The sequence below is a fragment of the Pseudomonas sp. NPDC087626 genome, from assembly GCF_044743405.1.
In the GTDB taxonomy this organism is placed as follows: domain Bacteria; phylum Pseudomonadota; class Gammaproteobacteria; order Pseudomonadales; family Pseudomonadaceae; genus Aquipseudomonas.
The window spans coordinates 102,286-121,310 of sequence record NZ_JBIUWJ010000014.1 but is presented as its reverse complement, the minus strand read 5'-3'; the positions used below and the strand labels follow the sequence as shown (position 1 = coordinate 121,310).

The 19,025-nt window shown below is 60.9% G+C and carries 23 protein-coding genes; 11 read left to right on the top strand and 12 right to left on the bottom strand.

Annotated elements, in window-relative coordinates; genetic code table 11:
- Window positions 1-8: 8 nt before the first annotated feature.
- The 6 genes from ACIOVD_RS14350 to ACIOVD_RS14325 form a co-directional block, all read right to left on the bottom strand.
- Window positions 9-314 carry a YkgJ family cysteine cluster protein gene (locus ACIOVD_RS14350; protein ID WP_095169000.1) on the bottom strand — a complete coding sequence of 102 codons (306 nt, stop codon included), beginning with the start codon at window positions 312-314 and terminating at the stop codon, window positions 9-11.
- A 92-nt stretch (window positions 315-406) separates the two neighbouring features.
- The gene (locus ACIOVD_RS14345) at window positions 407-1,189 is read right to left on the bottom strand and encodes an SDR family NAD(P)-dependent oxidoreductase (protein WP_320333008.1); all 783 of its coding nucleotides are present in this window, start codon (window positions 1,187-1,189) and stop codon (window positions 407-409) included.
- A 72-nt stretch (window positions 1,190-1,261) separates the two neighbouring features.
- Window positions 1,262-2,707, bottom strand: coding sequence for a deoxyribodipyrimidine photo-lyase (gene phrB / locus ACIOVD_RS14340; RefSeq protein ID WP_401128523.1), 1,446 nt, complete (start codon window positions 2,705-2,707; stop codon window positions 1,262-1,264).
- 20 nt (window positions 2,708-2,727) lie between these two features.
- Window positions 2,728-3,666, bottom strand: coding sequence for a MerR family transcriptional regulator (locus tag ACIOVD_RS14335; protein ID WP_401128484.1), 939 nt, complete (start codon window positions 3,664-3,666; stop codon window positions 2,728-2,730).
- A complete protein-coding gene (locus ACIOVD_RS14330; protein WP_095168997.1) occupies window positions 3,667-4,629 on the bottom strand; it encodes a DUF523 and DUF1722 domain-containing protein in 963 nt (320 codons plus the stop codon). It lies immediately after the preceding gene.
- 146 nt (window positions 4,630-4,775) lie between these two features.
- A complete protein-coding gene (locus tag ACIOVD_RS14325) occupies window positions 4,776-5,762 on the bottom strand; it encodes an NAD(P)/FAD-dependent oxidoreductase (RefSeq protein WP_401128481.1) in 987 nt (328 codons plus the stop codon).
- Between the two features lie 196 nt (window positions 5,763-5,958).
- Between ACIOVD_RS14325 and ACIOVD_RS14320 the strand changes: the two genes are divergently transcribed.
- Both ACIOVD_RS14320 and hemH read left to right on the top strand, forming a co-directional pair.
- Entirely contained in the window at window positions 5,959-6,861 is a 903-nt protein-coding gene (locus tag ACIOVD_RS14320; protein WP_159997943.1) for a TIGR01777 family oxidoreductase, read from the top strand.
- Window positions 6,862-6,874: 13 nt separating this feature from the next.
- Window positions 6,875-7,897 carry a ferrochelatase gene (hemH, locus tag ACIOVD_RS14315; RefSeq protein ID WP_401128477.1) on the top strand — a complete coding sequence of 341 codons (1,023 nt, stop codon included), beginning with the start codon at window positions 6,875-6,877 and terminating at the stop codon, window positions 7,895-7,897.
- 83 nt (window positions 7,898-7,980) lie between these two features.
- Here the strand turns inward: hemH and ACIOVD_RS14310 are convergent, their stop codons facing one another.
- Both ACIOVD_RS14310 and upp read right to left on the bottom strand, forming a co-directional pair.
- Entirely contained in the window at window positions 7,981-9,255 is a 1,275-nt protein-coding gene (locus ACIOVD_RS14310) for a uracil-xanthine permease family protein (protein WP_095168993.1), read from the bottom strand.
- Window positions 9,256-9,257: 2 nt separating this feature from the next.
- Window positions 9,258-9,896, bottom strand: coding sequence for a uracil phosphoribosyltransferase (upp, locus tag ACIOVD_RS14305; RefSeq protein WP_095168992.1), 639 nt, complete (start codon window positions 9,894-9,896; stop codon window positions 9,258-9,260).
- A gap of 164 nt (window positions 9,897-10,060) precedes the next feature.
- On the opposite strand from upp, the gene ACIOVD_RS14300 reads away from it, so the two are divergent.
- The 3 genes from ACIOVD_RS14300 (at window position 10,061) to ACIOVD_RS14290 (ending at window position 11,579) form a co-directional block, all read left to right on the top strand.
- A complete protein-coding gene (locus tag ACIOVD_RS14300) occupies window positions 10,061-10,618 on the top strand; it encodes a hypoxanthine-guanine phosphoribosyltransferase (RefSeq protein ID WP_095168991.1) in 558 nt (185 codons plus the stop codon).
- Between the two features lie 121 nt (window positions 10,619-10,739).
- Window positions 10,740-11,228: a hypothetical protein gene (locus ACIOVD_RS14295; RefSeq protein WP_095168990.1), complete on the top strand. Its 489-nt coding sequence runs from the start codon at window positions 10,740-10,742 to the stop codon at window positions 11,226-11,228.
- Between the two features lie 63 nt (window positions 11,229-11,291).
- Window positions 11,292-11,579 carry a PA4642 family protein gene (locus ACIOVD_RS14290; RefSeq protein WP_095168989.1) on the top strand — a complete coding sequence of 96 codons (288 nt, stop codon included), beginning with the start codon at window positions 11,292-11,294 and terminating at the stop codon, window positions 11,577-11,579.
- 66 nt (window positions 11,580-11,645) lie between these two features.
- Here ACIOVD_RS14290 and mqo read toward each other — a convergent pair whose 3' ends face one another.
- On the bottom strand, window positions 11,646-13,154 hold the full coding sequence (gene mqo / locus ACIOVD_RS14285; protein ID WP_095168988.1) for a malate dehydrogenase (quinone): 1,509 nt from the start codon (window positions 13,152-13,154) through the stop codon (window positions 11,646-11,648).
- 711 nt (window positions 13,155-13,865) lie between these two features.
- Entirely contained in the window at window positions 13,866-14,099 is a 234-nt protein-coding gene (locus ACIOVD_RS14280) for a hypothetical protein (RefSeq protein WP_095168987.1), read from the bottom strand.
- A gap of 182 nt (window positions 14,100-14,281) precedes the next feature.
- Here ACIOVD_RS14280 and ACIOVD_RS14275 point away from each other — a divergent pair, with 182 nt between their 5' ends.
- Window positions 14,282-14,866, top strand: a complete 585-nt coding sequence (locus ACIOVD_RS14275; RefSeq protein ID WP_095168986.1) for a YajG family lipoprotein — start codon at window positions 14,282-14,284, stop codon at window positions 14,864-14,866.
- Window positions 14,867-14,936: 70 nt separating this feature from the next.
- Here the strand turns inward: ACIOVD_RS14275 and ACIOVD_RS14270 are convergent, their stop codons facing one another.
- A complete protein-coding gene (locus ACIOVD_RS14270; RefSeq protein ID WP_095168985.1) occupies window positions 14,937-15,143 on the bottom strand; it encodes a hypothetical protein in 207 nt (68 codons plus the stop codon).
- 174 nt (window positions 15,144-15,317) lie between these two features.
- Between ACIOVD_RS14270 and ACIOVD_RS14265 the strand changes: the two genes are divergently transcribed.
- Window positions 15,318-15,602: a hypothetical protein gene (locus ACIOVD_RS14265; protein ID WP_401128469.1), complete on the top strand. Its 285-nt coding sequence runs from the start codon at window positions 15,318-15,320 to the stop codon at window positions 15,600-15,602.
- A 53-nt stretch (window positions 15,603-15,655) separates the two neighbouring features.
- On the opposite strand, the gene ACIOVD_RS14260 is transcribed toward ACIOVD_RS14265, so the two are convergent.
- Complete coding sequence (locus tag ACIOVD_RS14260; protein WP_159997931.1) at window positions 15,656-16,822, bottom strand: 1-acyl-sn-glycerol-3-phosphate acyltransferase; 1,167 nt, start codon at window positions 16,820-16,822, stop codon at window positions 15,656-15,658.
- 140 nt (window positions 16,823-16,962) lie between these two features.
- Between ACIOVD_RS14260 and ACIOVD_RS14255 the strand changes: the two genes are divergently transcribed.
- The 4 genes from ACIOVD_RS14255 (at window position 16,963) to ACIOVD_RS14240 (ending at window position 19,003) form a co-directional block, all read left to right on the top strand.
- Window positions 16,963-17,145 (top strand): CPXCG motif-containing cysteine-rich protein, encoded by a 183-nt coding sequence (locus ACIOVD_RS14255; RefSeq protein WP_095168982.1) that lies wholly within the window; start codon window positions 16,963-16,965, stop codon window positions 17,143-17,145.
- Between the two features lie 12 nt (window positions 17,146-17,157).
- Window positions 17,158-17,418 (top strand): putative signal transducing protein, encoded by a 261-nt coding sequence (locus ACIOVD_RS14250; protein WP_095168981.1) that lies wholly within the window; start codon window positions 17,158-17,160, stop codon window positions 17,416-17,418.
- Window positions 17,419-17,453: 35 nt separating this feature from the next.
- Window positions 17,454-18,074, top strand: a complete 621-nt coding sequence (locus ACIOVD_RS14245; protein ID WP_095168980.1) for an SOS response-associated peptidase — start codon at window positions 17,454-17,456, stop codon at window positions 18,072-18,074.
- Window positions 18,075-18,184: 110 nt separating this feature from the next.
- The gene (locus ACIOVD_RS14240) at window positions 18,185-19,003 is read left to right on the top strand and encodes a M48 family metallopeptidase (protein WP_095168979.1); all 819 of its coding nucleotides are present in this window, start codon (window positions 18,185-18,187) and stop codon (window positions 19,001-19,003) included.
- Window positions 19,004-19,025 lie beyond the last annotated feature (22 nt).

The window sequence follows — 19,025 nt, the reverse complement described above, 5'->3', positions numbered from 1 at the left end:
GAACGCCATCACCTGTAGGCCGTAGTTATCCCCTGGCGTTCCTCGATGCATTCCGGCGCGCCCATTTCGAACTCCCGGCATATCAGCGGGCGTTTTTCGTAGATGGTGCACATCATCGTGTCCCGATCCAGCGCTGCGCACCAACCGTCGTCCAGGCGCAGCATGACTTCTCCACCCCAGTCGTCGGTATCGATAAAGCGCTCGGGCACGCCGGTGTCGGTGATCAGCATCACTTCGAGCTGGCAGCAACAGGCCGCGCACGTCGAGCAAGTGACCGCCGGCTCGACGATTTCGGTGAGGGGGATGGTATTCATGGGCGCCAGTGTAAGGCAGTGGGCTGCGCCTGTGTGAAAGCTCTGACGGACGCTCGCTTGTCGGGCGCCCAGGCGGGACCGTCCGTGGGGGGTTACGGTAGGTCCTTGATCGGCGGCGCGCTCCAGGCCATGGGTTTGCCAATCGCCAGTTGGCCTTCACCGGGGCGTTTCGACAGCGGCCACAGCGCGGTCATGGACAGCGCCGGCAGGGGCAGTTCCAGCGGTCGCAACTTGAGGTTGTCGATGATGTAGCGGGCAGCCTTGTCGGCGGTCCAGCTCAACGGCAGTGGCAAGACATCGTGTCCGCCAAGGGGGCTGGCGATAAAATCTGGGGTGACCACGGTGACTTCGATGCCGTCCTCGGCCAGCGTGATGCGCTGCGATTCGAACAGGTGACGCAGGCCGGCTTTCGACGTTCCCTGGGCTTCGCTTCGCGGCAGTGACAGGTAAGTCGCAGAACTGGTTATGCCCACCAGGTACGGCGCGATGCCCGTGCGCAGCAGCGGCAAGGCAACGTCGATGCAATAGTTGCTGGCAAGCAGGTTGCAGCGCACCAGGTGTTCGATCAGGTTGGTGTCCAACTGCGCGGCGTCGACGTACGTGCAGGTCCCGGCATTGAGGATGACGGTGTCCAGCGCGCCCCAGTCCTGCTGGATCTGCTCACCGATCTCGCGCACGGTCTGGCTGTTGGTCAGGTCGCCAGGGGCTACCAGTACTTGCCCAGGGTAGCGGCGGGCGAAGGCTTTGAGGGGAGCCACGGCGCGAGCGCTCAACGCCAGGTGCGCACCGGATTTGAGCAGATGCTCGGCCAGGGCGGCACCCAGGCCATTGCTGGCATCGGTTAACCAATAACGTCGTGTGGGTATCCGAATCATCCTTTGCTCCTGTTCAAGCCGTCATCCCGAATCGTTGGTCTGGGGAAACTCTAGGCAAAGTATCGCCATCCGTCATCCCTCTGAACTGTTCACCTCAAGACGCGTGGGCAGACGTTTGAAGGCTGCCAGTGCGCGCGCGCGCGATTGGCCGAGGTTGACGATAGGCAGCGGATAATCCGCCACGCCAAACAACCCGCCCATGGCGGCCGGGTTGTGGATATCTTTTTTGTTCAGCCCCGCCAGTTCCGGCAGCCAGTGCTTGATGAACAGGCCTTCGGTGTCGAATTTCTCCGACTGACTGATGGGATTGAAAATCCGGAAGTAGGGCGCAGAGTCGGTCCCGGTGGACGAACTCCATTGCCAGCCGCCGTTGTTGGCCGCCAGGTCACCGTCGATCAGGTGACGCATGAAAAACCGCTCGCCTTCGCGCCAGTCGATCAGCAGGTTCTTGGTCAGGAACATGGCCACCACCATCCGCAGGCGGTTGTGCATCCAGCCGGTTTCCAGCAACTGGCGCATGGCGGCGTCGATGATCGGCAGGCCAGTGCGCGCCTCCTTCCAGGCGGCCAGTTCGTCGGGCGCATCCCGCCAGGCCAGGGCTTCGGTTTCCGGGCGAAAAGCGCGGTGCCGGGAAACACGGGGGTAGCCGACCAGAATGTGTTTGTAGAACTCGCGCCACAGCAGTTCGTTGATCCAGGTAACAGCGCCGACGCTGCCGCTTTCGAACTCGCCCTGATTGGCTTGCAACGCCGCATGCAGGCACTGGCGAGGCGAAATCACCCCGGCTGCCAAATAGGCTGAAAGCTGACTGGTACCGGGTTTGGCCGGTAAGTCGCGTTCGTCCTTGTAGTAGTTGATCTGGGCATCGGTGAAGTGCTCCAGGCGTCGCTGCGCCTCATCCTCACCGGCCGACCAGAGTGCGCGAAGCTGCTCGCTCGAGGGCTTGAAACCTTGCACTTGCTCGGGGACCGGGTCGCAGTCGATACCCGTCGGCGCTTGCATCCCGGGTGCCGTCACCAATCGTGGCAGAGCGCCGTGCAGGCGGGCGTAGCAGACTTTACGGAACTGGCTGAAGACCTGGAAGTAGCCACCGGTCTTGGTCAGGACGCTGCCAGGTTGGAACAGCAACTGATCCAGATAGCGATGCAGGGTGATGCCTTGGGTGTCGAGGGCCAGGCGAACGGCGGCATCCCGGCGGGTTTCGTGAACGCCGTACTCTTCGTTGGCATGAACCGCTTCGACGTTCAGTTCGCTGCACAGCTGTGCCAGCACTCGGGGTGCATCGTCCCAAGCAGGGGCGCTGCGGATCAGCAGCGGGATATTCAGCGCGCTCAACGCCTGGCTCAGTTCGCGCAGGTTGCGCAGCCAGAAATCCACTTTGCAGGGAGCATCGTCATGGGCCAGCCATTGCTCGGGGCTCAACAGATACACCGCGACGCTCGGGCCACGATTGGCGGCGGTGCTCAGAGCCGTGTTGTCATGCAGGCGCAGGTCGCTGCGCAGCCAGATCAATTGCAGGGTCGCTTGCGCACTGGACATCAGATCAGTCCTCGCTGAATCAATACCTGGTGAGCCGACAGGGGATCGTCGGCCAGTAATACATCAGCGATTTCAGTGGCGATCTCGGACAAACCGGCCTGGTGGATACATACCGTTGGTCCGACGATGAGCTTTGGGCAACTGACATTGTTCAGGAGTTTCGTTAGCTGTTTCAGGTTGCTGGTTTTGCTCGAATACAGCAGCACCGCGCGCGCTTGCAGGTGTTCGACCGCCAGGGACAGTTCACCCACCGGCAAAGGCCAGTCGAACACTTCCACCGGACAATCGACGCTGCTGATCAGCCAGGCGCAGAGCCACAGGTGAGGTTCAAGCGGTAGGTCGGAGTGATTGACCAGCAGCAGTGGGGCGCCGCGTAACTGGCGGTTGTTGTGGTAGATCCGCGCACCGAACTTGCTGCGTAGCCAGCTGTAGAAAAACGTGCGCTCCATCTGTGCGCCGAATTGCCCTTGCCAGCGTTGTTCGAGCTCTGCCAGCAATGGCATCAGCAGTTGCTCGCACAAGGTCCGTGGTGGGTACAGGGCCATGGCCTGGTTGAACAGGTCATCGACCTGGCGCTCGGCCAGGCGAAAGATGGCCTGGGCGAGGTTTTGCCGCAGGATCTGCCAGTCATTTTCCACCGGCGAACTGAACGCTTGCGGTGTGTCCAGCAACTGCTTGACCTGGCTCACCGCGACGCCGCGATTGAGCCAGGTCAGGATGTCGTGAATGCGTTGCACATGCTCGGCCGAGAACAGCCGGTGACCCTTGGGGGTGCGTTGCGGCACCACCAGCCCGTAGCGACGCTCCCAGGCGCGCAGGGTGACCGCGTTGACGCCGGTCACGCGGGCGACTTCGCGGATCGGCAGCCAGCCTTCGTCCAGCGCCTGCTGGTAGTCGGTGTCGGGCTCTTGGGTGCGAGTAGCGCTGGGCATGTTCATTCAAATCGCATTTCTGAGGCTGAGGTTTTCCGGGTGCGGCTGCAGGTAGACCTGTTGCGCGATGTACGGATCGGGATGATGACGCAGGTGATGCTTGAGCAGGGTCAGCGGGACCACCAGCGGCACGACGCCGAGGCGGTATTGGCCGATCACGTGCTGGACTTCCTGTTTGTCCTCGACGCTCAGGCTCTGTTTGAAATAGCCGCACAGGTGTTGCAGTACATTGCTGTGGGTCCCGCGGGTGGCGCATTGCTTGAGCGCCTTCATCAACAGACTGAAATAGCGCGGGCCAAGTTCTGCGGGGTCGCTCTGGCCCATGCTGCCCAGGAGTTTGCCCAGGGCCTTGTACTGCAGCGGGTTGTGGGCCATCAGCAGGTACTTGTAGCGTGCGTGGAAGTCGGTCAGGCCATGGCGGCTGAGACCCTGCTGCAGCAAATCCTGCCAGGCGGCATAGGCAAACACTCGGGTCAGGAAGTTCTCGCGCAGCACCGGATCGTTGAGTCGGCCGTCTTCTTCCACCGGCAGGTCCGGGTGGCGGGCACAAAACGCCGCGGCATAGATACCCCGGCCACCACCGTCCTGCGGGTTGCCGTTGGCGTGATAGACCTTGACCCGTTCCAGGCCGCAGGATGGGGATTTATGCATGAAGATGTACCCGCACAGATCGGTCAATTCAGCGGCCATGCGTTGCCCGTAGTCGGCTAGCGGTTGGGTTACGTCGAGTTGTCGGTTGACGCTGCCGATGGCGCTCGGGTGCTGCGGATCGCCGACCAGGCGAATCGGCTCGCGGGGAATTCCCAGGCCAATGGCGACTTCGGGGCACACCGGGACAAACTCGAAATAATTGCTGAGGGTACGGCTGCAGAGCTGGGATTCTTTATGCCCACCGTTGTAGCGCACCTCATCGCCCATCAGGCAGGCGCTGATGGCGATTTTCGGCTTGCGCGGTGATTCACTCGACATCGGCAGACCTCGGATTAAAACCTGTACAAGCGATGTTCGCTGTACAACATGTTTTGATCATAGGTCGAAAGGTGTACAAGTCAAACTTTTTGTATAGGTTTTATCGAGCGCCCCCGTAGCCGCCAAAGCCTAGCTACGGGAAGCGACTACTGCAGATGCTCGTGCAAGCGGCGGGCAGCTTCCTGGCCACTCAGCCAGGCGCCTTCGACCCGCCCTGACAGGCACCAGTCGCCGCACACATACAAGCCCAGGTCGGCATCGGCCAGTACGCCCCATTCGTGACTGCTGGCAGGGCGCGCATACAGCCAGCGGTGGGCCAGGCTGAAGGTCGGGGCGGGCATGGCGCTGTGCAACAGTTCGGCAAAGGCGCCGTGCAGTTGTTCGATCACCGCTTCCTTGGACAGGTCGATGTGTTGTCGGCTCCAACTGCTGGTGGCGTGCAGCACCCAAGTGTCCAGGCTGTTGTCGCGCCCCGGTTTGCTGCGGTTGCGGGCCAGCCAGTCGAGCGGGCTGTCCTGCACGAAGCAGCCTTCCATCGCGGTATCCAACGGCGTATCGAATGCCAGGGCGACGGCCCAGGTCGGGTCCATTTTCACCCCGGCGGCGACCCCGGCAAGTTTCGGCGCGGCAGCCAGCAGGGCTGTGGCCTGTGGGGCGGGCGTGGCGATGATCACATGGCTGAAGGGGCCGTGGGTGAAGCCTTCGGCATCCTGCAGATGCCAGTGCTGTTCACCGCGATAGACCTCGGTGATGCGGCAGGCGAAGTGCACTTCCAGGTCGCCAATCAGGGCGCGGGTAATGGCGCTCATGCGCGGCGTGCCGACCCAGCGGGTCTGCTCGTCTGGCGACGGGCTGAGCTGGCCGCCCTGAAAGTTGTAGAGCTGCGGTGTCCACTCGGCGACCCAGCCGTTGGCTTGCCAGCGCTGCACTTCAGTGACAAAGCGCCGGTCGCGGGCGGTGAAATACTGCGCCCCCATGTCGAGTGCGCCAGCGTCGCTGCGTTTGCTCGACATGCGCCCACCGCTGCCACGGCTTTTATCGAACAGTTGCACGACGTAGCCGGTCTCTTGCAGAGCCTGGGCGGCGGAGAGTCCGGCGATGCCGGTGCCGATAATTGCGATGGGTAGAGTCATAGGGGCCTCGTTTACCTTTCTCTACAGGCTACGCTTAGGGTTAAACCTGTACAATTATATTTTTTGGTATAACTTTCAGCGTTCTCGTTCTGACAGCTTGGCCTATTGTTAATCACAGAGCCCGCCCGATCCGAAACATCCCTGCTTATAAAAATAGACTAGTGATCGAGGTAAAACGCCACGCGAGGAACATGTCATGCACATATTGCTGACCGGCGGTACTGGATTGATAGGACGCCAGCTTTGCCGACTCTGGTTGAGTCAGGGCCACAGCCTGACGGTGTGGAGTCGCAAACCCGAAAAAGTGCCGACCCTGTGTGGCGCCCAGGTGCGAGGCATCGCGCGTCTGGAGGAGATCGGACAGGAGCCGGTGGATGTCTTGATCAATCTGGCGGGTGCGCCGATTGCCGATCGACTCTGGACCCATAGGCGCAAGGCGTTGCTCTGGAGCAGCCGGATCAGCCTGACTGAAACCCTGCTGGCCTGGCTGGAAAGCCTTGAGCAAAAACCCCACTTGCTGATTTCCGGGTCGGCGGTGGGATGGTACGGCGATGGCGGCGAGCGTGAGCTGACCGAGGATTCGCCACCGGTCAGCGAGGACTTCGCCAGCCAGCTGTGCATCGCCTGGGAAGAGACCGCACAACGCGCCGAGGCCCTGGGCCTGCGCGTGGTGCTGGTGCGGACCGGGCTGGTGCTGTCGGCCGAAGGCGGCTTTTTGTCGCGCCTGCGCCTGCCCTTCAAAGCGGGGCTGGGCGGGCCTATCGGCAATGGCCGGCAGTGGATGTCATGGATTCATATCGACGATCAAATCGCGCTGATTGATTTTCTTCTGCATCAGAATATGGCCAGCGGTCCTTATAATGCCTGCGCGCCAAAACCGGTACGCAATCGCGAATTCGCCAAGACGCTGGCCGGTGTCCTGCACCGGCCGGCTTTCATGCCCCTGCCATCGTTCGTGTTGAAGGTCGGGCTCGGTGAGTTGTCGCTGTTGCTGTTGGGCGGCCAGCGGGTGACCCCGATGCGGTTACTGGCGGCAGGCTTCACCTTTCGTTTCACTGATTTGCGTGCGGCTCTGGACGACCTGTCCAGCCGCCTTTGAAATAGGACGTTGCATGACCGATCACGCGTTGCTCCTGGTCAACCTGGGTTCGCCCGCTTCCACACAGGTGGCGGACGTGCGCAGCTACCTCAATCAATTCCTGATGGACCCTTACGTCATTGACCTGCCGTGGCCGGTGCGGCGCCTGCTGGTGTCGTTGATCTTGATCAAGCGCCCGGAACAGTCGGCCCATGCCTACGCCTCGATCTGGTGGGACGAAGGCTCGCCGCTGGTGGTACTCAGCCGGCGCTTGCAGCAGGCCATGAAGGCGCAGTGGACCCAGGGACCGGTCGAATTGGCGATGCGTTACGGCGAGCCGTCGATCGAGACGGTGCTGACTCGCCTGGCCGCCCAAGGCATCAAGAAAATCACCCTGGCGCCGCTGTATCCACAGTTTGCCGACAGCACCGTGACCACGGTGATCGAGGAAGCCAAGCGGGTGGTGCGCGAGAAAAAACTCGAGGTGAGGTTCGCGATTCTCCAGCCGTTCTACGACCAACCGGAATACCTCGACGCCCTGGTGGCCAGCGCCAAACCGTACCTGGCGCAGGACTACGACCATCTGTTGTTGAGTTTTCACGGCCTGCCGGAGCGGCACCTGAAGAAGCTCAATCCGGGTCATTGCTTTGAAGGTAATGGCGATTGCTGCGCCGCAGCGCCGGCAGAGGTGCTTGCCACCTGTTATCGCGGCCAGTGCCTGCGTACGGCAGCTGCGTTTGCCGAGCGCATGGGCTTGCCGGAAGGCACGTGGTCGGTGTCGTTCCAGTCGCGCCTGGGGCGTGCCAAATGGATCGAACCCTACACCGAAGCGCGTCTCGACGAGCTGGCGAAAAGTGGGGTGAAGAAGATTCTGGTGATGTGCCCGGCGTTTGTCGCCGACTGCATCGAAACCCTGGAAGAGATCGGTGACCGTGGCCTGGAGCAGTTCCGCGAGGCGGGGGGCGAGGAGTTGGTGCTGGTGCCGTGCCTCAACGATGAGCCGCAGTGGGCGCAGGCGTTGAACACCCTGTGTGAAAGGGCGCCAGTGGTTTTGTAGAAGGCCGAAAGCATCGCGGGCAAGCCATGTTCCTGTAGGAGCAAGGCTTGCCCGCGATAACGTTCTTTCAGGCAGTAAAGCCCTTAGAGCAGCGGCTCATCCGGCTGTTTTTTCTTCCAGCCGTCGTTGCCCGGCAACAGCAGGTTCAACCCGATCGCGACAATCGCGCACAGGGCGATGCCCTTGAGGCCGAAGTCGTCGGGGCCGGTGCCGGTGCCGATCAGCACACCGCCGATCCCAAACACCAGGGTGACCGAGACAATCACCAGGTTGCGCGCTTCGCCCAGGTCGATCTGGTGGCGGATCATGGTGTTCATGCCCACCGCGGCAATCGAGCCGAACAACAGGCACAGGATCCCGCCCATCACCGGTACTGGAATGCTTTGCAGCAGCGCACCGAACTTGCCGACAAACGCCAGGCTGATGGCGAAGATCGCCGCCCAGGTCATGATTTTCGGGTTGTAGTTCTTGGTCAGCATCACCGCGCCGGTGACTTCGGCGTAGGTGGTGTTGGGTGGGCCGCCGAGCATGCCGGCTGCCGTGGTAGCGATACCGTCGCCAAACAGGGTGCGATGCAGGCCCGGTTTTTTCAGGTAGTCGCGACCGGTCACGCTGCCGACGGCGATTACCCCGCCGATGTGTTCGATGGCCGGGGCCAGCGCCACCGGGACAATGAACAGGATCGCCTGCCAGTTGAACTCCGGTGCCGTGAAGTGCGGTAAGGCAAACCAAGGTGCGGCAGCGATCTTCGCGGTGTCGACGACACCAAAGTAGAACGCCATGCCAAAGCCCACCAGCACCCCGGAAATGATCGGCACCAGGCGGAAGATGCCTTTGCCGAACACGGCCACGATCAAGGTGGTCAGCAGCGCCGGCATCGAGATCATCATCGCCGTCTGGTAATGAATCAGCTCGCTGCCGTCACCGGCCTTGCCCATGGCCATGTTCGCGGCAATCGGCGCCATGGCCAGGCCGATCGAAATGATCACCGGGCCAATCACTACCGGAGGCAGTAGGCGGTCGATGAAACCGGTGCCCTTGATCTTCACGGCCAGGCCCAGGAAGGTGTAGACAAAACCTGCCGCCATCACGCCGCCCATGGTTGCCGCCAGGCCGAACTGGCCCTTGGCAAGAATGATCGGGGTGATGAAGGCAAAGCTCGAAGCCAGGAACACCGGCACTTGGCGCCCGGTAACGAGCTGGAACAGCAGAGTCCCCAGGCCCGCCGTGAACAGCGCGACGTTGGGGTCGAGGCCGGTAATCAGCGGCATCAACACCAGCGCGCCGAACGCCACGAACAGCATCTGGGCGCCCGACAGGACCTGGCGCCAGAGCGGGTCGTTGAACTCATCCTGCATGCTCACGCGTCCTTCTGCTTGGTGCCGAAGATCTTGTCGCCAGCATCGCCGAGGCCCGGAATGATGTAGCCGTGTTCATTGAGTTTTTCGTCAATCGAGGCGGTGTAGATGGTCACGTCCGGGTGAGCCTTCTCGACAGCCGCGATCCCTTCGGGGGCTGCGACCAGGACCATGGCGCAGATGTCCTTGCAGCCGGCTTTTTTCAGCAGGTCGATAGTGGCAACCATGGAACTGCCGGTGGCGAGCATCGGGTCGATGATCATGGCCAGTCGTTCGTCGATTTCTGGAACCAGTTTTTCCAGGTAGGTGTGGGCTTCGAGGGTTTCCTCGTTGCGGGCCACGCCCACGGCGCTGACTTTGGCGCCCGGGATCAGGCTCAGGACACCTTCGAGCATGCCGATGCCGGCGCGCAGGATAGGGACCACGGTAATTTTCTTACCGGCAATTTTCTCGACCGATACGGTACCGCACCAGCCTTCGATGTCGTAGGTTTCCAGGGGCAGGTCCTTGGTTGCCTCGTAGGTCAACAGGGCACCGACTTCCTGAGCGAGCTCACGGAAATTCTTCGTGCTAATGTCGGCGCGGCGCATAAGGCCAAGTTTGTGTCGGATCAGCGGATGGCGGATCTCACGGATGGGCATAGGGAAAGGCTCCGGCGGCGGGCAAAAAAACCGGCCTAGATTAATCTATCCGGGGTTGTTGTCCTATAGACATTCAGAACGTTAGTCCAGAAACGCTTGATTCGACCGGTCGGGATGCGTACCTTTGCTCGCTTTTCCGAATCCGCCACCCCTTGGAGAGCACCATGTCCGCTGATCTCGAGCATATCCGTCAAATCATGCGAGAGGCTGACTGCCTGTACACCGAAGCTGAAGTCGAGGCGGCCATCGCCCGTGTCGGTGCGCTCATCAACGAACAGCTGGCTGACAGCAATCCCGTGGTGTTCTGCGTGATGAACGGCGGGCTGATCTTCTCTGGCAAGTTGCTCACCCATCTGCATTTCCCGCTGGAAGCGTCCTATCTGCACGCCACGCGCTATCGCAACGAAACCAGCGGCGGCGATCTGTTCTGGAAAGCCAAGCCGGAAGTTTCGTTCATCGACCGTGACGTGCTGATCATCGACGACATCCTCGACGAAGGGCACACCCTGGGCGCGATCATCGACTTCTGCAAACACGCCGGTGCCCGCAAAGTGCACACCGCGGTACTGATCGACAAGGACCACGACCGCAAGGCGCGTCCGGACCTGAAGGCCGATTTCGTCGGGCTGCCTTGCATTGACCGTTACATCTTCGGCTACGGCATGGACTACAAAGGCTACTGGCGCAACGCCAACGGGATTTTTGCCGTTAAAGGTATGTAAGCCGGAACGCGCCGCAGCTTTCTCGATCAGGCACTCGTTGCTCAATGGGTCGAGAAGGCTGCACCACCGGACGCAGGCTGCGTCAGCTGCTACAGTGCTGGGCCCGATTCTGGAGCCCGTCATGAGCCTTTTGATCCGCAGTTGCGCCGTTCTGTTGCTGAGCCTCAGCCTGCCACTGGCGGCCGCGCCTGCGGTCATGCACGGGCAATTCCTGCCGCCCGACGACCTGACCCTGCGCGACACCTCGCCCGAGCAGCAGCAACTGTTGCAGGTCACTGAGTATTCGGTGGTGGTGGGCAGCCAGCGCCAGTCCAATCAGCAGCCGATCCCGGTGACTTCGCCGGTGCTGATTCGCCTCAAGGGCAAGCCCCTGAACAAGGGGGCCACCATCAGCCAGGTGCTGGTGAATTTCGACGGCGAAAGCAAAAGCCTGAAAAAGCCGATCTACGACGCCAATACCCGCACCCTCACCCTGTTTTACCCCATGGCTCAGTACCGGGTGGTGCTGGACCTGTTACGCAACGACACGGTCTATTGTCAGTTTCTCAGCTACGCCAATGGTCACATTTGGGCAGACCTGCACACGGGTGCAGTGAAGCGTGGTCGTTGAGGCATCGGGCGGGGCGGGGGTAAACTGCCTGCCCCGTGAAATGTCTGCGAGCTGGAGTCGGCAATGCGTAAAGATAAGAAACAAGTGATTGGTGACGAGATCGGCGATGAGCAGATCAAGTTGTTCCTCGATTTCGAACCGGTTGACGCGACTTCACCGTCCCAGCACAAGTTGATCAAGGCTTATCGCGGCCTGCGCATCGACGATTTCGAGCGTTTCCTGACGTTCTTTGTCGAAGCCGGCTACGACCTGGACGGCAAGGATGAGCATGGCCAGACCTTCGCCGAAGTGATCAAGGATCAGCGCAACAGCGCCGAGTACATCGAGCTGATCGAAAAAGCCCGCGGCTGAGCTTTTCCCGGCCATAAAAAAACGCCCCGTTCTCATTGAGAGCGGGGCGTTTTTCATGGGCGAGGATCAAGCGAAGCTTGGAGTTTCGCTGCTGGCTTCCACCAGCTCCAGGGCGACGTTGTTCTGCGCGTTGATCTTGCGATACAGCGCAGCGTCGGTTTCCAGGACTTTTTCACGGGCCGGGAAAATTTCCGCGAGTTTGCCAGCCCATTCGCCCTTGGTTTTGCCCGGGAAGCATTTCTCGATCAGCTCGAGCATGATCGAAACGGTCACCGAAGCACCTGGCGAAGCGCCGAGCAGGGCGGCCAGCGATCCGTCCTTGGCTGCGACCAGTTCGGTGCCGAACTGCAGCACGCCGCCTTTTTTCGGGTCTTTCTTGATGATCTGCACCCGTTGGCCGGCCACTTCCAGGCGCCAGTCTTCGGCTTTCGCTTCAGGGTAGAAACGACGCAGCGACTCCAGGCGTTGTTCCATGGATTGCATCACTTCGCTGACCAGGTACTTGGTCAGGTCCATGTTGTTCTTGGCCACGGCCAGCATCGGTCCGATGTTACCGGCACGTACCGACAGCGGCAGGTCCATGAAGGATCCGTGCTTGAGGAACTTGGTGGTGAAACCGGCGTATGGCCCGAACAACAGGGACGTCTTGCCATCGACCACACGGGTGTCCAGGTGCGGTACCGACATGGGCGGCGAACCTACCGCGGCCTGGCTGTAGACCTTGGCCTGGTGATGCTTGACCACTTCCGGGTTGTCGCAACGCAGCCACTGGCCACTGATCGGGAAACCGCCGAAACCTTTGCTTTCCTCGATGCCCGAGGCCTGCAGCAACGGCAAGGCCGCGCCGCCGGCGCCGAGGAACACGAACTTGGCGTCGACTTCACGGCTGTTGCCGCTGTTGACGTCCTTGATGCTGACGGTCCAGCCGTTGGCATTGCGCTTGAGACCGGTCACGCGCTTGCAGTACTTGACCTGGGCATCGCCGGCGCTGGTCAGGTGCTTGAGCAGTTGATTGGTCAGGTTGCCGAAGTTGACGTCGGTGCCGTTGATCACGCGGGTCGCGGCGAGGGTCTCGCCAGCGTCACGCCCAGGCATCATCAAGGGCATCCACTCGGCCATCTTGGCCTTGTCTTCGGTGTATTCCATGTCGGCGAAGGCATGGTGCTTTTTCAGCACGTTGAAGCGTTCCTTGAGGAACGACACGCCAGCGTCACCCTGCACGAAGCTCAGGTGCGGGACCGGGCTGATAAAGGATTTCGACGAGCCGAAGGTGCCTTTGCGGGTCAGGTAGGACCAGAACTGCTTCGACACCTCGAACTGGGTGTTGATGTGCACGGCTTTCTTGATGTCGACGCTGCCGTCAGCGGCCTGTGGCGTGTAGTTCAGCTCACACAGGCCGGCGTGACCGGTACCGGCGTTGTTCCACGGGTTGGAACTCTCCGCGGCTCCGGAATCCATCAGCTCGACGACTTCCAGCTTGATCGCGGGGTCGAGCTCTTTGAGCAGTACAGCGAGGGTGGCACTCATGATGCCGGCCCCAACCAGTACTACGTCGACTGCTTCGTTATGCGCCATTTAACGCGTCTCCAAAATCTGCAGCACCAAATTGTCGGCATAGCTGCCAGGAGTTACGGGGCATGCTCTGTAGAGCCCCAGGTCACCCATGGCCAGGATCGCCATGTCCGAATCTTCGCAATTTATCGCAACTTCGACAGACGTTACCTACTGGCCTCAGGGTTCCCATGAACTCATTTCAGCGCGCGGCAGGCAATTCGACTTATGGTCGATACGTCCGTTTGTGCAACCAAATCCGTAGCGGACAGGCTTCAGGCTCCGGTATTCGAGGCGTATCCGGTCCTGTGTCGTTGGGCTGTTGTAGACGCTAATGGTGCATATTCAGACGCAAAACTATTCATTTGCTCGCCACACTCTTGTGAAGTTGTGAAAACCCGTTTTTTCACGCTCTTTTGAAGACGTGAACCTCAAAAAGGGCTATCTGCGCCTGGCACCGGACCCGCGTTAAAAACGGGCAAACAGCTCAGTGGCCGAGCGTCATGACAGCTCTGCAGATTCGCGAAAAGTGGTGGTTTGCAAGATAAACAGCAAGCTCGCCAGCTTCACTCGATCTGTGTGGGCGGCTCTCTGTGGGCGGTGCGGGGGTGCCAATACGCAGGTATCAGCGGTGCTGCGAGGCCCGATCAGGAGACGTCCTTATAATCGGGGGGAGATTGTAGCGAAGAAACGCAGGGAAATGGTCGTGTTTAATGACTTTTATTAGCCGTTCGGTCAGCCGGCCAGTGCCGAGTGCAACCTGAGGCGACGAATGCGTGGGCTCAGGCGGGCGCTGGCGGGCAGTGGCTGGTGCAACCAGTGGGGGCGAATCTCATTGATTTCGACCCAGCCATCGCCCATCGGAGGCATCTGGCAGTGCTTGAATGCCAGGCAGCGTTCGGCGCTGTCGAGTCGGGCGAAGTAACGATAGGTGCGGCGTGGAGCGAAAAGCGACCAGAGAAAATGCATGGCGATGCCCTCGTTCAGTGACAGCGTTGAAGTTAGCAGTGTGGCATGACACTCCCGTGACCGAGCAGTCGTGCGCGATGACATTGCACAAGTCTTCAGCCGGTGTTCAGGGTTGCTGGTTTGCAGCCGGTGCCGACCGCTATACTGCGCGTCTGTCTGTGCCTGATTCTGGAGAGAAAAGCATGTTGCAACGCCTGTTGTTCGGTTTGATCACTGTGACCAGTTTGACCCTGGTTGGCTGCGCCCACAGCCCGCAACAACTCGCCCCGGAGCCGAAACTGACGACTCAGTTGGCGCCGGTCGGGCGTGGCCAGCCGGTGGTGGTGAAGGTGGTGGACGGTCGTCCGTCGCCGACCCTGGGTACCCGTGGTGGCCTGTACCCTGAAACCAGCGCGATCACGGTGCAGAGCGCGCAGATCCTGCCCAAGCTACAGGCCCAGGCCGAAGCAGCTGTGCGGCTGCTGGGCTTCACCCCGACCGCCAATGCGCTGAATGCCCCGCAGTTGACGGTGACCCTGGCGGAACTGAAGTATCAGTCGCCCAAGGAAGGCATGTACGTGACCGAGGCCACCATTGGCGCGACCTTCCGCTCTGATGTGCAGAACGCCGGTCGTCGTTACAGCGGGCGTTACGGTGCCTCGCTGGACCAGCGCTTTGGCATGGCGCCGAACCAGGAGACCAACACCAAGCTGGTCAGCGATGTGTTGAGTGATGCGTTGACCCGCCTGTTCAAGGACCCGACTGTGGGTCAGATCCTGGCCGAGTAACGCTTTGTAGTGCGTTTACCAAACCCGGTGTCAGTCATGGCCCGGGTTTTTTAATGTCTGTGGGAGCCGCTCACGCTGCCTGCGAATAGAAATCCAGCACGCTCACTCCGGTCAGCAGGTCGGTTTCCGGCAAGTCGGCATGCTGGTGTCCGCCCAGGGCGCAATACACCAGCCAGTGACGATCCTGGACATTGAAGGCCAGGCTGCCGACGAGGGCCTGTTGTTCGTCGGTTGGGGTGATGAGGTACAGGCGGTCCTGGTTTTCGGCGTGCAGCATGACAAGCTCCGTGTCGGTTTCGAGGGGCGACAGACTGGCGTATTTAGATGACGAAGCCGTGACGCAGAACATTAGTCAGGCAGATGTTTGGTTTTTTATCGGAAAGCCCGGGCAGACAGTGCGGGTTTGGGTAGAATTCGCGCCGCGCATGCCCTGTTTCGATTGAGGTCCACGATGTCACTGCAACTCTGGTCGCTGTTTTCCGCTCATCCCGCCAAGCTGATCAACCTCCTCGCACTGCTGTTCGCCTGCCCGGGTGGTTGGCTGCTTCACGCGACCCGTCGCCGCGAGCAACAGGCGCGGGCCAGCCTGGCAGCCCAGGCCGGGCGTGCCAGTGCCGACAACCAGATGCATCTGGCGAGCATCGCCACCTTGCGCCTGAATCGCTTCTTCTATGCTTTTGGTTTCGCCTGCCTGGGCCTGGCGCTGCTGGTGTCGTGGATCAGCACCCGGGTCTGATGCACAGATAAAAAACGGCGCTCAAGGCGCCGTTTTTTATTGCCGGCAGAGCCCTACAGGGGGAGCCCGGCCTTGACCCGATACTGGTTACGCACAGGGGTGGCGTACTGCAGCACCAGGAACGGACGGTGCTCCTCGGGGCACGCCGCGAGGCGGTCTTGCCATTCTTGCCGGGCCTTGGCCAGTTCGTCGGCCGGGAACAGCTCGGCGGCACTCGGCACGCTCAATTGTGGGTCGGCGTCCTGCCACTGGGCGTAGGCCAGGTAGTGCACCGGGAACAGGCGGTAGCCACCGAGAATCTGCCGGTCCATCTCGATTGCCAATTGCTTGGTGTCTTCGAATCGCTCGCTGATCGGCGCGGCAAAGTTCACGTGGACCCGGCCCTTGTAGCCGGTAATGCCCTTGGCGATGCTTACGTCATCTTCGCCGGGCTCCTTGGTGTAGCTGCCGGTGGTGGCGCGGATGTACAGCTCGCGAGCCTTGGCCTGGTCGCACGGGTCGTACTCGTAGCTGATCGAGACCGGGGTCAGGTTCAGCGACAGGATCACCTCGGCAAACGGCTCGTCCTTGCGGCTCATGTGGAACATCTTGAGGATTGCCGATTCGGTACGGTCGTCACCGTCCTTGGCGCGGCCTTCGGCCTGGGCGATCCAGATCGATTGGCAATCGTTGCGAATCGAGTGGTTGATATACGCCGACAGCAATTGATAGGCCGCCATCTTCTCCCGTCGACCGCTGATGGAACGGTGCACGATGAAGCTCTTGTTCAGGCGCATCAGGTCGCTGACGAAGGGCTTTTGCAGCAGGTTGTCGCCAATCGCGATGCGCGGCGTGGGCAGGCCTGCGTGATAGATCGCGTAATTGACGAAGGCCGGGTCCATCACGATGTCGCGATGGTTGGCCAGGAACAGATAGGCACTGCCGGACTTGAATTGCTCGACACCGGTATAGGTCACGCCGTCGGTGGCGCGCTCGATGGTGTGGTCGACATAGAACTCGACTTTGTCCTGCAAAGTGGCAACCGAGCTGACACCCGCGAACTCACGGCGCAGCCGATGAGCTATAAGGGGTTTGAGCATCCAGCCCAAGGCGCCGGCAAACCGCGGAAAGCGAAAGTGGGTGAGGATATCTAGAAACGCCTTGTCGCTCAGCAGCCGTGCCAGCACCGCTGGGACTTCGCTGTCGTCGTAAGGTCGGATGGCATCGAATTCGCCCATCATGCTCTCTTGTTAGAAACGGCTAGGGTAAGTAATGGATTGGATCAAATCCACACAGGGTACGGTCTGAAAAATCTGCTCAAACAAAAATAGCCCTGCAAATAGACCGGCGATTATACGCACAAGTCACTTGGGAGACCGCGATGCTGGAAACCGAGCACTATGAGTGCCCTTATTGTGGTGAAGACGCCGAAGCGGTCCTGGATTTGTCCGGGGGCGACCAGACGTATGTCGAGGACTGCCCGGTGTGTTGTCGGCCGATAGTGTTCACGCTGCAGACCGATGGTCAGGAATGGATGCTCGAAGTTCACAGTGAAAACGAGTGAGGAGTGGCCTCTATGCAGCGCATCTACGAGCCGGAAAACCTGATGGAAGGTGAGTTGCTGCAAGGGATGCTGGCCAGCGAAGGGGTCGAGGCCCATCTGGTGGGGCGTGATCTGCTCGGGGCGGCAGGGGAGTTGCCGGTGTTCGGCCTGCTGGGCCTGGCGGTGGATAATGATCAGGCGCAATACGCCCGTGAGCTGATCGCCGCGTACAATGCGGCGTTGCCGATGCCCGGCGACGAACCGGATAGCTTCCCGGGCGTGCTGGTCTGTTAGGCTGACGTTCGTTTGATCAAGAGTCGTGTTGCCCCATGTGTGGACGTTTTGCCCTGTTTCGCTGGAACCCCGCGTTCGCGGCCTTGCCCGGTTTTCCGGCCGATCAGCAGGCGCAGTGGAATATTTCGCCGAATGCTTCGGTGCTGATCCTGCGTGCCGAAGCCGGTGAGCGCACGTTGGCACGTGCCCGTTGGGGTTTGACGCCGCCCTGGCTGACTGACCTGTCGAAGACGCCGGCCCATGCCCGGGCGGAAACTGTCGCCGAACAGCCGATGTTTCGTGAGGCCTTCCGTCAGCGGCGCTGCCTGCTGCCGGCCAACGGTTTTTACGAATGGCGCGGCACCGCGCGCAAGCGCCCGTATTGGCTGACTCCGGGTGAGGGATCGTCGCTGTTTTTTGCGGCCATCTGGGAAGCCTATCCAGTGCAGGAACAACTGTGGTTGAGCACGGCGGTGATTACCCAACCGGCGGCCAGCCAACGGCGACCATTGATTCTCGACGCAGCCGGCCAGGAGGCCTGGCTTGACCCGCAGACTCCGCTGCATGCCCTGCAGGCACTGCTTGCCAGCGAGCCCGCGGCCCTGCGTGAGCGGGTCCTGGCGAACCTGGTCAATGACCCCAAGCTCAATGCCCCGGAGTGCCTGACCCCAGGTTGAGTCGCTGCGCCACGTTTCACTCGGTAAATGATGGGTTGCGCGTCTGTTACATCTGGCGCCGACTCCCGCCACCGCCTACGATACGCGCCATGTTTTCAGGGAGTGTATTCATGAACAAGAATTGGGTTGTGTGCGCGCTGGGCGTCAGTCTGTTGCTCAGTGGTTGTCAGTCGGTCAACACCACCAGCGGCGGGGCCGTGGGCGTAGAGCGCTCGCAGTGGATGTTCAGCATGCTGTCGACCGATGAGGTCAACCAGATGTACGCCCAGTCTTACCAGAAGACCGTGGGCGAGGCGGGCAGCAAGGGCGTGCTGGACAGGACCAGCAGTGATGCCAAACGGGTCCAGGCCATCGCCACTCGTCTGATCGCCCAGGCGCCGGTATTCCGTCCGGATTCGGCGCAGTGGAAGTGGGAAGTCAACCTGATCAAGAGTGATGAACTCAACGCCAACTGCGGTCCTGGCGGCAAGATCATTTTCTACACCGGGCTGATCGATACGCTGAAACTTAACGACGATGAAATCGCCGCGATCATGGGCCATGAAATCGCCCACGCCCTGCGCGAGCATGGCCGTGAAGCGATGTCCAAGGCCTATGGCATCGAAATGGCCAAGCAGGGCGCGGGTGCCTTGCTCGGTCTGGGCCAGGACACCCTGGCCCTGGCCGATACCGTGGCCAACTACGGCATGACCTTGCCCAACAGCCGGGCCAACGAGAACGAAGCCGACCTGATCGGCCTGGAGCTGGCGGCCCGTGCCGGCTATGACCCGAACGCCGCGATCACCTTGTGGAACAAGATGAGCAAACTGAACGAGGGCGCGCCGCCGGAGTTCATGAGTACGCACCCGGCCTCGGCCAGCCGGATTTCCTCGTTGCAGGCGGCGATTCCGAAAGTCATGCCGCTGTATCAGCAAGCCAAGAAGTCCTGAGGAGTGTGCGGCGCTTGTAGCG

Excerpts from the sequence above, each read along its gene's own strand:
- ACIOVD_RS14350 (WP_095169000.1), bottom strand. The coding sequence starts at position 314 with ATGAATACCATCCCCCTCACCGAAATCGTCGAGCCGGCGGTCACTTGC.
- ACIOVD_RS14345 (WP_320333008.1), bottom strand. The coding sequence starts at position 1,189 with ATGATTCGGATACCCACACGACGTTATTGGTTAACCGATGCCAGCAAT.
- ACIOVD_RS14335 (WP_401128484.1), bottom strand. The coding sequence starts at position 3,666 with ATGAACATGCCCAGCGCTACTCGCACCCAAGAGCCCGACACCGACTAC.
- ACIOVD_RS14330 (WP_095168997.1), bottom strand. The coding sequence starts at position 4,629 with ATGTCGAGTGAATCACCGCGCAAGCCGAAAATCGCCATCAGCGCCTGC.
- ACIOVD_RS14325 (WP_401128481.1), bottom strand. The coding sequence starts at position 5,762 with ATGACTCTACCCATCGCAATTATCGGCACCGGCATCGCCGGACTCTCC.
- ACIOVD_RS14320 (WP_159997943.1), top strand. The coding sequence starts at position 5,959 with ATGCACATATTGCTGACCGGCGGTACTGGATTGATAGGACGCCAGCTT.
- hemH (WP_401128477.1), top strand. The coding sequence starts at position 6,875 with ATGACCGATCACGCGTTGCTCCTGGTCAACCTGGGTTCGCCCGCTTCC.
- ACIOVD_RS14310 (WP_095168993.1), bottom strand. The coding sequence starts at position 9,255 with ATGCAGGATGAGTTCAACGACCCGCTCTGGCGCCAGGTCCTGTCGGGC.
- upp (WP_095168992.1), bottom strand. The coding sequence starts at position 9,896 with ATGCCCATCCGTGAGATCCGCCATCCGCTGATCCGACACAAACTTGGC.
- ACIOVD_RS14300 (WP_095168991.1), top strand. The coding sequence starts at position 10,061 with ATGTCCGCTGATCTCGAGCATATCCGTCAAATCATGCGAGAGGCTGAC.
- ACIOVD_RS14295 (WP_095168990.1), top strand. The coding sequence starts at position 10,740 with ATGAGCCTTTTGATCCGCAGTTGCGCCGTTCTGTTGCTGAGCCTCAGC.
- ACIOVD_RS14290 (WP_095168989.1), top strand. The coding sequence starts at position 11,292 with ATGCGTAAAGATAAGAAACAAGTGATTGGTGACGAGATCGGCGATGAG.
- mqo (WP_095168988.1), bottom strand. The coding sequence starts at position 13,154 with ATGGCGCATAACGAAGCAGTCGACGTAGTACTGGTTGGGGCCGGCATC.
- ACIOVD_RS14280 (WP_095168987.1), bottom strand. The coding sequence starts at position 14,099 with ATGCATTTTCTCTGGTCGCTTTTCGCTCCACGCCGCACCTATCGTTAC.
- ACIOVD_RS14275 (WP_095168986.1), top strand. The coding sequence starts at position 14,282 with ATGTTGCAACGCCTGTTGTTCGGTTTGATCACTGTGACCAGTTTGACC.
- ACIOVD_RS14270 (WP_095168985.1), bottom strand. The coding sequence starts at position 15,143 with ATGCTGCACGCCGAAAACCAGGACCGCCTGTACCTCATCACCCCAACC.
- ACIOVD_RS14265 (WP_401128469.1), top strand. The coding sequence starts at position 15,318 with ATGTCACTGCAACTCTGGTCGCTGTTTTCCGCTCATCCCGCCAAGCTG.
- ACIOVD_RS14260 (WP_159997931.1), bottom strand. The coding sequence starts at position 16,822 with ATGATGGGCGAATTCGATGCCATCCGACCTTACGACGACAGCGAAGTC.
- ACIOVD_RS14255 (WP_095168982.1), top strand. The coding sequence starts at position 16,963 with ATGCTGGAAACCGAGCACTATGAGTGCCCTTATTGTGGTGAAGACGCC.
- ACIOVD_RS14250 (WP_095168981.1), top strand. The coding sequence starts at position 17,158 with ATGCAGCGCATCTACGAGCCGGAAAACCTGATGGAAGGTGAGTTGCTG.
- ACIOVD_RS14245 (WP_095168980.1), top strand. The coding sequence starts at position 17,454 with ATGTGTGGACGTTTTGCCCTGTTTCGCTGGAACCCCGCGTTCGCGGCC.
- ACIOVD_RS14240 (WP_095168979.1), top strand. The coding sequence starts at position 18,185 with ATGAACAAGAATTGGGTTGTGTGCGCGCTGGGCGTCAGTCTGTTGCTC.